Source organism: Corallococcus praedator (genome assembly GCF_003612125.1).
In the GTDB taxonomy this organism is placed as follows: Bacteria; Myxococcota; Myxococcia; order Myxococcales; family Myxococcaceae; genus Corallococcus; species Corallococcus praedator.
Genome location: NZ_RAWI01000312.1, coordinates 1 through 11,272 on the forward strand (window position 1 = coordinate 1; position 11,272 = coordinate 11,272).

General features: G+C 70.2%; 10 protein-coding genes. 5 read left to right on the top strand and 5 right to left on the bottom strand.

Going from position 1 to position 11,272, the window contains the following annotated elements; genetic code table 11:
* The first annotated feature begins 145 nt into the window (after positions 1-145).
* Together D7Y13_RS30280 and D7Y13_RS30285 are read left to right on the top strand one after the other, a co-directional pair.
* Positions 146-796: a hypothetical protein gene (locus D7Y13_RS30280; RefSeq protein ID WP_120582272.1), complete on the top strand. Its 651-nt coding sequence runs from the start codon at positions 146-148 to the stop codon at positions 794-796.
* A 112-nt stretch (positions 797-908) separates the two neighbouring features.
* Positions 909-2,048: an aminotransferase class V-fold PLP-dependent enzyme gene (locus D7Y13_RS30285; RefSeq protein ID WP_120582271.1), complete on the top strand. Its 1,140-nt coding sequence runs from the start codon at positions 909-911 to the stop codon at positions 2,046-2,048.
* 40 nt (positions 2,049-2,088) lie between these two features.
* Here D7Y13_RS30285 and cysK read toward each other — a convergent pair whose 3' ends face one another.
* Both cysK and epsC read right to left on the bottom strand, forming a co-directional pair.
* The gene (gene cysK, locus D7Y13_RS30290) at positions 2,089-3,009 is read right to left on the bottom strand and encodes a cysteine synthase A (RefSeq protein WP_120537021.1); all 921 of its coding nucleotides are present in this window, start codon (positions 3,007-3,009) and stop codon (positions 2,089-2,091) included.
* 40 nt (positions 3,010-3,049) lie between these two features.
* Positions 3,050-3,895 (bottom strand): serine O-acetyltransferase EpsC, encoded by an 846-nt coding sequence (gene epsC, locus D7Y13_RS30295; protein ID WP_120537022.1) that lies wholly within the window; start codon positions 3,893-3,895, stop codon positions 3,050-3,052.
* A gap of 231 nt (positions 3,896-4,126) precedes the next feature.
* Here epsC and D7Y13_RS30300 point away from each other — a divergent pair, with 231 nt between their 5' ends.
* Both D7Y13_RS30300 and D7Y13_RS30305 read left to right on the top strand, forming a co-directional pair.
* On the top strand, positions 4,127-4,972 hold the full coding sequence (locus D7Y13_RS30300; RefSeq protein ID WP_120582270.1) for an Fpg/Nei family DNA glycosylase: 846 nt from the start codon (positions 4,127-4,129) through the stop codon (positions 4,970-4,972).
* Between the two features lie 107 nt (positions 4,973-5,079).
* Positions 5,080-6,723: an AMP-binding protein gene (locus D7Y13_RS30305; RefSeq protein WP_120537024.1), complete on the top strand. Its 1,644-nt coding sequence runs from the start codon at positions 5,080-5,082 to the stop codon at positions 6,721-6,723.
* Here the strand turns inward: D7Y13_RS30305 and D7Y13_RS30310 are convergent.
* The 3 genes from D7Y13_RS30310 to D7Y13_RS30320 all read right to left on the bottom strand — a co-directional run bounded on the left by D7Y13_RS30310 (position 6,710) and on the right by D7Y13_RS30320 (position 10,235).
* Positions 6,710-7,174, bottom strand: coding sequence for a TfoX/Sxy family protein (locus tag D7Y13_RS30310; RefSeq protein WP_120537025.1), 465 nt, complete (start codon positions 7,172-7,174; stop codon positions 6,710-6,712). The two genes, D7Y13_RS30305 and D7Y13_RS30310, sit on opposite strands and share 14 nt — an antisense overlap.
* 9 nt (positions 7,175-7,183) lie before the next feature.
* A complete protein-coding gene (locus D7Y13_RS30315) occupies positions 7,184-9,184 on the bottom strand; it encodes a sensor histidine kinase (protein ID WP_120582269.1) in 2,001 nt (666 codons plus the stop codon).
* Between the two features lie 145 nt (positions 9,185-9,329).
* Positions 9,330-10,235, bottom strand: a complete 906-nt coding sequence (locus D7Y13_RS30320; RefSeq protein WP_120582268.1) for a LysR family transcriptional regulator — start codon at positions 10,233-10,235, stop codon at positions 9,330-9,332.
* Between the two features lie 70 nt (positions 10,236-10,305).
* Between D7Y13_RS30320 and D7Y13_RS30325 the strand changes: the two genes are divergently transcribed.
* The coding region (locus tag D7Y13_RS30325; protein WP_120630853.1) for an MFS transporter at positions 10,306-11,272 on the top strand (967 nt) is incomplete at its 3' end.

The following is an 11,272-nucleotide window of genomic DNA, read 5'->3' on the forward strand; positions in this document are numbered from 1 at the left end:
GGTGGGAGGCATCCCGATTCCATAGGGCACGGCCTCCCACCCCGCAAGGACGGACGAACAGCCGACGGCTTGACATCCTGCGTTGAGGGTCTTAGTTAGTCGTGTAACTAAATTAGTCGCGCGGCTAAACCGAAGGAGACGGTCCATGCGAGTCGAGTCCAAGCGGTCGATGCGGTGGGTGAAGGCGGCGGTGGCGGTGGGTGTGTCGTTGCTGTCGGTGCCGGCGCTGGCGCAGGACGTGGGCCGCTCGTCGACGGGCCAGGAGCAGCAGCGGCGTGGGGCGTTCCTGCTGGAGCTGCAGCCGCCCGCGCTGGACGGCTCGCTCTACGGGGTGCGGGCGGAGGTGGCGGCGTCGAAGGACGCGCGGTTGGCGTTCGGCCTGATGGGGCGCGCGGGCGGGTGGAACCGGTCGCTGGGCGCGAAGGCGCGCTTCACGGGCGTGCAGGGCGGCGACGTGAAGCTGAACTTCGGCGTGGGCGTGGATGGGCGCTACACGCTGGCCTTCCTGGCGGACGGCACGGTGCGGCCGTTCCTGGGGATGGCGGTGGGCTACGAGGAGTTCATCGCGCGGGCCACCGTCGCGTCGCCGGACACCAAGGAGTACACGACGACGGCGTTCCTGGAGCCGACGCTGGGCGTGATGTGGCGGCCGGGCTCCGGACGCGTGGGCCTGTCGGCGCGCGCGGGTCCGGGCTTCACCTTCACCGACGTGCGCACGCTCCAGGTGAGCACGGGCAACCTGGGCCTGCGCACGGTGTACCCCACCGCGTCGCTGGGCCTGCTGGTCGTCCTGTAGCACTGGTCCGGCGGGCGCTCGGAGCCTTGAGCGGATTGATCCCTCCGAGGAGTGCACACTCGTCCCCATGCGCCCGTCCGCAATTCGGGGCGCGTGGCTACACTCCAGGGCCATGAGCACCCCGTTCGAGTCCTACCGCGCCGAGTTCCCCGTCCTCGGCGAACAGCTCTACCTCAACCACGCGGGCGTCGCGCCCACCAGCCTGCGCGCGGCCTCCGCGGTGAAGGGGTGGATGGACGACCTGGTGCACCACGGCATCCTTCACGAGCGCGGCTGGGAGTCCCACAGCGAGCACGTGCGGGGGCTCGCCGCGCGCATCATCGGAGCCTCGCCGGAAGAAGTGGCCTTCGTGCGCAACACCAGTCACGGGCTGGGGCTGGTGGCGGAAGGGCTGGACTGGAAGCCCGGGGACGAGGTCGCCGTCGCCACGAGCCTCGAATACCCCTCCAACGTCTACCCCTGGCTGCACCTCAAGGAACGGGGCGTGGAGGTCCGTGAAATCGCCACGCCGAACGGGGGCGTGACCCCTGAAGCCGTGGCGGCGGTGCTCACCCCTCGCACGAAGCTGGTGGCGGTGTCGTCGGTGCAGTTCGCCACCGGGCACCGCACGGACCTGGATGCCCTGGGCGCACTGTGCGAACGCGCGGGCGTGCTCCTCTGCGTGGACGGCATCCAGAGCGTGGGCTGCATCCCGGTGGACGTGAAGAAGAGCCGCATCCACTTCCTCAGTGCGGACAGCCACAAGTGGATGCTGGGCATCTCCGGCATCGGGTTCCTGTACGTGGCGAAGGACGTGCTCCCGCGCGTGCGTCCCGCGCTGGTCGGCTGGAGGAGCACCACCGACGCGTGGAACTTCAATCGCTCCCACTTCGAATTGCGCCCGGACGCGGCGAAGTTCGAGGAGGGCAGCGCCGCGTACCCTGGCATCTACGCGATGGGCGCCGCGCTGGAACTGCTGCTGGAGGTGGGGACGGACGCCATCGGTGCACGGATTGGCGAACTCGTGGCTCGCCTGGACTCAGGGCTTCGCGACCTGGGCTGTGAAGTGGGGCCGGCGCCGGAGGACCGCGCGGGCATCCTCACCTTCCTGCCGCCGGGCGCCAGCGTCCGGGCGCTCAGCGCGCACCTGTCCGAGCGCAAGGTGGCCCACTCCGTGCGGCGCGGACGCATCCGCCTGTCGCCGCACTTCTACAACACGCCCGCGGAGATGGACCGGCTGGTGGAACTGGTGCGCGCGTACCGGCCCGGGTGAGGCAGGCAGCGCCCGCACCCGGACCTTCCGGCGAAGGGGACTACTGCGCCGGGAAGAGGTTCTCCACGGACAGGTAGCGCTCGCCGGTGTCGTAGCAGAAGGCCAGCACGCGGCTGCCGTCCGGCATCTCCGCGAGCTTCTGGTTCACCGCGGACAGCGAGGCGCCGGAGGACACGCCCACGAAGATGCCCTCCTCGCGCGCGGAGCGGCGGGCGAACTCGAAGGCGTCCTTCTCATCCACCTGGATGGTGCCGTCGAGCGCGTCTGTGTGCAGGTTCTTCGGGATGAACCCCGCGCCGATGCCCTGGATGGGGTGCGGGCCCGGCTGTCCGCCGCTGATGACGGGTGACTTGACGGGCTCCACCGCGAACACCTTCAGCTTGGGCCACTTCGCCTTGAGCACTTCCGCGCACGCGGTGATGTGGCCGCCGGTGCCCACGCCCGTGATGAGGTAGTCCAGCCCGTCCGGGAAGTCGTTGAGGATCTCCTGCGCGGTGGTGCGCTTGTGGACCTCGATGTTGGACTCGTTCTCGAACTGCTGCGGCATCCACGCGTTGGGCGTCTGGGCGACGAGCTCCGTGGCGCGCGCGATGGCGCCCTTCATGCCCTTGGCCCGCTCCGTCAAATCAAAGGTGGCGCCGTAGGCGGCCAGCACGCGGCGGCGCTCGATGCTCATGGACTCCGGCATCACCAGGATGAGCTTGTAGCCCTTCACCGCGGCCACCATCGCCAGGCCGATGCCGGTGTTGCCGCTGGTGGGCTCGATGATGACGCTGCCCTCCTTGAGCAGGCCCTTCTTCTCCGCGTCCTCGATCATCGCCAGGCCGATGCGGTCCTTGATGCTGCCGCCCGGGTTGGCGCGCTCCAGCTTCAGGTGCACCGTGACGCGCGAGGGGTACAGGCGGTTGATGCGCACGTGCGGCGTGTTGCCAATGGTCTGCAGGATGCTGTCGACTTTCATGGCGTCTCCTGTGCGGGGAAGGTCACTGCGTTGGGGGTTCTCAAATCTGGTAGTCGAGGACGTCCAGCCCCTCGTCGCCGTGGCGCGCGCGCACCTCGCTGCGGCGGGTGACGACGGACTGGGGCGGCACGCTCTGCGTGAGCCATGCGTTGCCGGCGATGATGCTGCCCTTGCCCACCACCGTCGTGCCTCCGAGGATGGTGGCGTTCGCGTACACCACGACGTCGTCCTCGAGGGTGGGGTGGCGCTTCTTGTCCGCCAGGGCCTTCTCCACCATCAGCGCGCCCAGCGTGACGCCCTGGTAGAGCTTCACGTTGTCGCCAATCATCGTCGTCTCGCCAATGACGACACCCGTGCCGTGGTCGATGACGAACCGGCGCCCGATGGTGGCCCCCGGGTGGATGTCCACGCCGGTGCGCTGGTGGGCGTACTCGGTGAGCAGGCGCGGCAGCAGCGGGAAGCCCAACTGGTGCAGCGCGTGCGCCACGCGGTAGATGGCGATGGCGTAGAAGCCCGGGTAGGTGAGCACCACCTCGTCCACGCTGCGCGCGGCGGGGTCGGCTTCGAAGATGGCCTGGGCGTCCTGCTGGAGCCAGGCGTAGATGTCCGGCAGCCCCGCCATGAAGTGCGTGGACAGGCTGGCGTCGGTGCTGGGGTAGTGCGGCGCGAGCAGCCCCTGGATGCGCTGGAGGTTCGCCTCCACGGCGGTGACGTCCCGGCGCACCGCGGCGGCGTTGCACTCCAGCCGCTCCGCGAAGTGCGGGAAGAGCAGCCCCAGCACCTGCGCGACGAACTCCGGCGCCGCCTTGCGCACATCCGGGGGGAAGCAGTGGCGCTGTCGCGCCTCCAGCAGGGTGGCTACAAGTCGGGCGTTCGGATCGTCCATGGGGCGTTGCGTCAGGATAGCGTGCCAGGGGGCCGGTTTCTTTGTTTCAAGCGCAGGAACATCTGAACGAGGCCGGATTGGCATTTTTTCGGTCCCTGGAGGCGTAACGGCCCGGTTCCGTACGCAGATGCCGTCGGCGGCAAAACGTCGCGGCCGCCCGGCTGCCCGGAGAACGAGGGGCGGGTCGCGGCGCGTCATGGCGAGGAGGGGAGGCCGGGGTTACCCAGGGGGATGCCCGAAGGTCACAGCATCCACCGGGTTGCCAGGGTCCACCGCCGCTGGCTGGTGGGACGCCGCTTCACGGCCGACTCGCCCCAGGGGCGGCTGGACAGGGCCGCGCGCGTCCTCTCCGGCCGGGTGCTCCTGGGCGTGGACGCGCACGGCAAGCACTTGTTCCACGTCTTCGAAGAGGACGTGCGGCTGCACATCCACCTGGGACTCTTCGGTCGGATCCGCCACTTCCGGAGCGAGGCGCCGGCGCCCTCCCTGGCGTGTCGACTGCGGCTGGCGTCGACCGCGGCGACGCTGCACCTGTCGGGGCCCTCCGCGTGCGAGCTGCTGACCCCGGAAGGGGAGGCCGCGTTGCGTGCGCGGCTGGGCGAGGATCCCCTTCGCGCGGAGGCTTCACCGGACCGGGCGTATGCGCGGCTGACGTCGGGGCGCATGCCGCTGGCGCAGGCCCTGCTGGACCAGGGGCGCATCGCGGGCGTGGGCAACATCGTGCGGGCGGAGGCGCTGTTCCTCGCCAGACTGCCGCCGCTCCTGCCCGCGTGCGAATTGGAGCGGGACGCGTTCGACACGCTGTGGAGTGCGATGCGGACGCTGCTGGAGGACGGTGCGCGCGACGGGCTCATCGTCACGCCCGGCGCGCCGCCCCTGCCGTCTCCGGGGCGCAAGCGCGCGGAGCGCTTCTGTGTGTATGGCCGCACGGGGCTGCCGTGTCCGCGCTGCGGTGCGAAGGTGAAGGGCCAGACGCTGGCGGCCCGCACGCTCTACTCCTGCGCCGCGTGCCAGGGCGTGGACCGTGTGCGGAGACCCCGTCGGGCCCGCGCCGGGGAGGGTGAGGCCAGTCGCTGATGGCGGCTGCGTTGAACGCGCACCGGTTGCGTTCGAGCGGACAGCCGGGGGCCACCCCACCACGCTGGCGCTTGCCGAGCAGGGGCCGCCGTGGGGACGATGGAGGCATGACCTCCGCCCTGTCCTATGCCCACGGCACCAGCACCACCCCGCTGCTGGGGGAGACCCTCGGTCAGAACCTGCGCCGCACCGTGGAGCGGCATGGCGACCGTGAGGCGCTGGTGGTGGCGTCGCAGAACTACCGCGTCACGTGGCGCCAGTTCTGGGATGCGACGACGGAGGTGGCCCGGGGGCTGCTGGCGCTTGGCGTCCAGAAGGGGGACCGGGTGGGGCTGTGGTCGCCCAACCGCTTCGAGTGGACGGTGGCGCAGTACGCGCTGGCCCGTACGGGCGCCATCCTGGTCAACCTGAACCCCGCCTACCGCACGTCGGAGCTGGAGTACGCGCTCAACCAGGCGGGCGTCAGCGTGCTGCTCCTGGCGAAGGGGTTCCGGCAGACGGACTACACGGCGATGCTCGCGGAGGTGCGGCCCCGGTGCGCGGGCCTGCGCGAGGCGCTGGTGCTGGACTCGGATTGGGACCGGCTGGTGAAGGTCGGCGCGGCCGTGAGCGTGGAGGCGCTGGCGGAGCGCGAGGCGTCGCTCCAGTTCGATGACCCCATCAACATCCAATACACGTCCGGCACCACGGGCTTCCCGAAGGGCGCGACGCTGTCGCACCACAACGTGCTCAACAACGGGTTCTTCGTGGGCGAGGTGCTGCGCTACGGCCCGGAGGACCGCGTGTGCATCCCGGTGCCGTTCTACCACTGCTTCGGCATGGTGATGGGCAACCTGGCCTGCACGTCCCACGGCGCGACCATGGTGATTCCGGGCGAGGCGTTCGAGCCGTTGGTGGTGCTCCAGACGGTCCAGGCGGAGCGCTGCACGTCGCTCTACGGCGTGCCCACGATGTTCATCGCGGAGCTGGACCACCCGCGCTTCGGCGAGTTCGACCTCACGTCGCTGCGCACCGGCATCATGGCGGGCTCGCCGTGTCCGGTGGAGGTGATGAAGCAGGTGCAGTCGCGGATGCACATGCGGGAGGTCACCATCTGCTACGGCATGACGGAGACGTCGCCCGTGTCCACGCAGAACCTGCTGGATGACGCTCTGGACAAGCGCGTGTCCACGGTGGGCCGCGTGCATCCGCACCTGGAGGTGAAGGTGGTGGAGCCGGAGACGGGTGCGGTGGTGCCGCTGGGACAGCCGGGCGAGCTGTGCACGCGGGGCTACAGCGTGATGCTCGGGTACTGGGAGAACGCGGCGGCCACGGCGGCGGCGGTGGACCGGGCCGGGTGGATGCATACCGGCGACCTGGCGACGATGGACGCGGAGGGCTACGTCAAGATTGTCGGCCGCATCAAGGACATGATCATCCGGGGCGGGGAGAACGTGTACCCGCGCGAGGTGGAGGAGTTCCTCCACACGCATCCGGACATCAGCGAGGCGCAGGTCATCGGCGTGCCCAGCGTGAAGTACGGCGAGGAGGTGATGGCGTGGGTGCGGCTGAAGTCCGGCGCCACGCTCACCGCCGAGACGCTGACGGCCTACTGCGCCGGCCGCATCTCCACCTTCAAGATTCCCCGTCACTGGAAGTTCGTGGACAGCTTCCCCATGACGGTGACGGGCAAGGTGCAGAAGTTCCGCATGCGCGAGGTCTCCGTCGCCGAGCTGGGACTCGGCGACGCGGCCTCCATCAAGACGGCCTGACGCGCGGCTTCGCCTTCGACTTCGCGGGGGCCTTCTTCGCCGCGACCTTCTTCGCGGCGGGCTTCTTCTTCGCGGCGGGCTTCTTCTTCGCGGCGGGCTTCTTCTTCGCGGCGGGCTTCTTCTGCGCGGAGCGGTTCGCGGCGTCCACGGCGCGGCGGGCCCAGGGCAGCAGCATGCGGCCGTTGTCCTCCGCGTCCGCCGGGGGCGTGAAGTAGTTCATCTGGTGGGCCGTGCCCTTGCTTTCGTAGATGAAGGGCCGGCAGCCCTCGGCCTCGAAGGCGGGGCGGGTGACGTCATCCACCTTGAGGTAGAGCTGGCCCTGGATGATGAGGCCGAACATCCGGCCCGCGTAGGACAGGCCCCAGCCTCCGAACATGTAGCGGGCCTGCACCGGGCCGAGCGGCTCCAGCAGCTCCAACGTGTACTCCACCAGGCTGTCCGTGCGAGGCATGGGCGTCTCCTAGGTGCTGTGTAGCTCGAAGCTGAAGGTGGCGCCCCGGCCGGGCTCGCTTTCGACCGCGATCGTTCCGCCGTGTCCCTGGATGAGCTGCTTCGCGATGTACAGGCCGAGCCCCAGGCCGCTGGCCTCGCTCGAGGACGTCGCACGCTCGAACCGGACGAAGATCCGGTCCTGATGTTCCCTGGGGATGCCCGGGCCTTCGTCCCGGAGGCTGACCTTCACCTTGGGGCCCCGCTGCTCCACCTTCGCGTGCACGGGCTTGCCGGGCGCGTACTTGATGGCGTTGATGATGAAGTTCGTCAGCACCTGTTCGATGCGCATGGCGTCGAGCGGCGCGATGACGTCGTTCTCCAGCTCCGTCACGAGCCGGCATCCGGCCGCTTCGAACTGCGGCGCGAAGCGCTCCAGCAGCTCCGCCACCAGCGTGGAGAGGTTCGTCTCCACGGGAATCACCGTCAGCTTCCCGGAGCTGATGCGGGACACGTCGAGCATGTCATTGACCAGGCGCCCCAGCCGTTCCACCTGGAGCAGCGTGGTGTCGAGCAGCTTCTCGAGTCGCGCCGGGGGCAACGCGGAGGCGCCCTGCTTCGACAAGGCGCGCCGGCTCATCTGCGTCTGCAGCTTGAGCGTGGTCAGGGGGGTGTTGAGTTCATGGGAGGCGACCCCCAGGAATGTGTCCCGCGAAACGATGGCCGCGCGAAGGTTCTCCGCGAGCTGTTCAATCTCCCGCTGCTCGTTGACCTGGTCGGTCACCTCGTAGATGACCGCCAGGATGCCGTCGATCCGCCCGGACGGGTCGCGCTTCGCCTGGTAGGTGAAGTTGACGAACAGCTCCCGTTCCCTTCCGTCGGCCTGGACCATGGACGCGCGCTGCTTCGCGCCGTGGAAGCTCCTGCCCGTCTGGTAGACGCCATCGAGGAGCTCGTAGAAGCCCTGGCCCTCCAGCTCCGGCAGCGCCTCCCGGACGGAGCGGTTCAAGAGGTCCGTGGCCGGCCGGCCACCGAACAGCATGTCCATGAAGGGGGCATTGATGAAGGCGTAGACGTGGCGCGGGCCACTGAGGATCGCGACGCCCAGAGGGGCCTGCGTCAGGAACCCCTGGAGTTCCCGCCGGGCCCGGTGTCCTTCCTCCTCCGCCCACTTCCGGTCGCTGATGTCGAGCGTCGTGCCGATGACGCGGGCGGCCTTTCCGGCCGCGTCGGAGGACACCTGCCCGCGCGCCTCGACCCAGCGGGGGGCGCCGCCCGTGGTGTCCAACACCCGGTGCTCCACGACGAAACGGCCGCCCGTCTCACCGGCGAGCGCGGAGTCGATGGCGCCGCGAAGGCGTTCGCGGTCGTCGGGATGAACACGCTCCAGCATCTGCTGGAGGCTGAAGCCGGAGGGGTCCGGCAGTCCGAAGAGCGCGGCCATCCGCGCATCCCCCAGCATCTGACCGGAGGCGGTGTCCAGCTCCCAGGTGCCGGCGCCTGAAGCCTCCACGACCCGGCGGAGGTGTTCCTCGCTCTGTCGCAGGGCCCGTTCGCCGAGGATGCGCGCGGTGGTTTCGGTGCAGACCACCAGCGTGCCGCCAATCCTCCCGGCGTCGTCGAACACCGGCGAGTAGCCGTAGGTCCAGTAGACCTCCTCGATGGTGCCGTTGCGGAAGATGGGGACGAGCTGATCCTCATTCCAGCTGGCCTTGCCCTCGCGCATCACGTCGTCGATCTGCGGACCGATGATGGGCCAGATCTCCGGCCAGCACTCGCGGCCGGGCTGCCCCAGCGCCGCGGGGTGCTTTCCCCTGCCGAAGCTGGGGACGTAGGCATCGTTGTAGAGCTGGATGAGCTGGGGGCCCCACCAGAGGAACATGGGATGGCGCGAGTGCAGCATCGTCCGCACGAGCGTCCGCAGTGAGATGGGCCAGCCCTCCACGGACCCCAGGGGCGTGGCGGCCCAGTCATTCTCGCGCATCCGGGAAGCCATCTCACCGGTACCGCTGAACAGCTCATCCGCCGTCACGTCGTCCAGCTCCCGGGGCTCACCGACAGGGGCGAAGTTCTAGGGGATCCCCTCATGGCAGGGAAGCCTTCCCTGAGACCCGGACGCGGAGCAGCCGGATGCCTGTTCAATGCCTGTCTGCTCGTCCACCCAGGCTCGGGGGAGGCTAGCGGACCGTCGGCAGCAAGTGCTGCTTCACGTGTTCCGTGATGGCGTCCTTGAGGGCGCGCGCGGCGGCGGTGAGGTAGCCCTGTCCCCGGTGCACGAGCGCCACCTGCCGGCGAGGGCTGCCCCGCGTGAGGGGCACCACGTCGAAGCCGTGGGCCGGGGCGTCCTTCGCCATGAGCTGGGGCACCACCGCCACGCCCAGGCCCCGCTCCACCATGCGGCCCAGGGCCTCGGCGGTGTCCGTCTCCAGCGCCACCTTCGGCGTCACGCCACGCGCCTCACAGGCCGCCTCCACCGCGCGTGCGCCCACCATGCCGGGGATGCGCACCCACGTCTCATCGGTCAGCTCCTGGAGCGCCACGGGTCGCCCCAGCCGCGTCAGCCGGTGGCCGCGAGGCACGGCGAGCACCAGGGGCTCATCCCACAGCAGCTGGGTCACCAGGTCCACGCGGCGCACGGGCAGGGACAGGATGGCCAGGTCCAGGCCTCCCCGGGCCACGCCCTCCTCCAGCACCGGCGCGTGGTCCTGGCTCAGGCGGGGACGCACTTCCGGGTGGCTGCGCGTGAAGGCGGCCATCAGGTCCGGGAGCAGGTAGGCGCCCACGGTGGGCAGGGCGCCCAGCACCACGGGGCCGCGAGGCGTCCCGGACAGCCGCTCCAGCTCCGCGCGGCCCGCGGCCAGGGCTTCCAGGGCGCGCGTGGCATGGGGGAGGAAGCGCTCCCCGGCGTCGGTGAGGACGGCGCCGGAAGGGGTGCGCACCAGGAGTCGGGCCCCCAGCTCCGCCTCCAGCGTCTGGAGTTGTCGGGACAGGCCGGACTGGGAGAGCCCCAGCCCGCGCGCGGCGGTGGAGACGCGGCCCTCGCGTGCGACGTGCAGGAAGGCGCGGAGCTGTTCGGAGGTCATGCGTTCTTCGCAAGGACTCTATGCGGAAGATGCGATTTCCGCATGGCGGCTGGCGGCATACTCAAGGGGCATGGATGGAAGCGGCGTGACGGTGGACGCGGGCAGCCGGATGCAGCCGGGCGGGGCACGGCGCGTGGCCACGGGGGCGGTGTTGCTGGCGCTGGTGGTGAGTGCCTTCGAGGGCACGGTGGTGACGAGCGCCATGCCGACCATCACCCGGGAGCTGGGGGGCGATTCGCTCTACCCGTGGGTGTTCTCCGCGTTCCTGTTCGCCTCGACGGTGGGCGTGCTGGTGAGCGGCAAGCTTGCGGACCGGGTGGGGCGCAAGCCGGTGTTCTTCGCGGGGATGGGGTTGTTCCTGCTGGGCTCGGCGCTGTGTGGCCTTGCGACGTCGGTGCCGGCGCTGGTGGGCTTCCGGGTGATGCAGGGGCTGGGGGCGGGGGCGCTGCAGCCCACGACGCTGACCATCAGCGCGGACCTGTACACGCTGCGTGAGCGGGCCGCCATCCAGGGTCTGTTCACCGGAGCGTGGGGCGCGGCGAATGCGTTGGGGCCGCTGATTGGAGGCTGGCTGGTGATGCACGCCTCGTGGCGGTGGGTGTTCCTGGTGAACCTGCCGGTGGGCGTGCTGTCCGCGCTGTTGTTGCACCTGTCCTACCGGGATCCACCCCGGCGCGAGTCGGTGACGCTGGACCGGTGGGGGCCAGTGCTGGCGGGCAGCACGGTGGCGCTGTTGCTGTTCGCGTTGGAGCCGGGCGCGGCGCGGGCGCGAGGCGTGTGCGCGCTGGGCGCGGTGGCGGTGGCGGCGCTGTTCGTGCGGCAGCAGCGCCGGTCGGCGGCGCCCTTGTTGCCGGCGACGCTGGTGAAGGACCGGACGGTGCTCAGTGGCCTCGCGGGGGGATTGTTCGCGGGAGCGCTGCTCTACACGATGTCGGCGTGGGTGCCGCTGTGGATGACGGAGCAGGGGGGACACTCGCCGATTGGTGCGGGGCTCGCGTTGGTGCCGATGCTGCTGGGCTGGTCGGTGGGCTCGACGG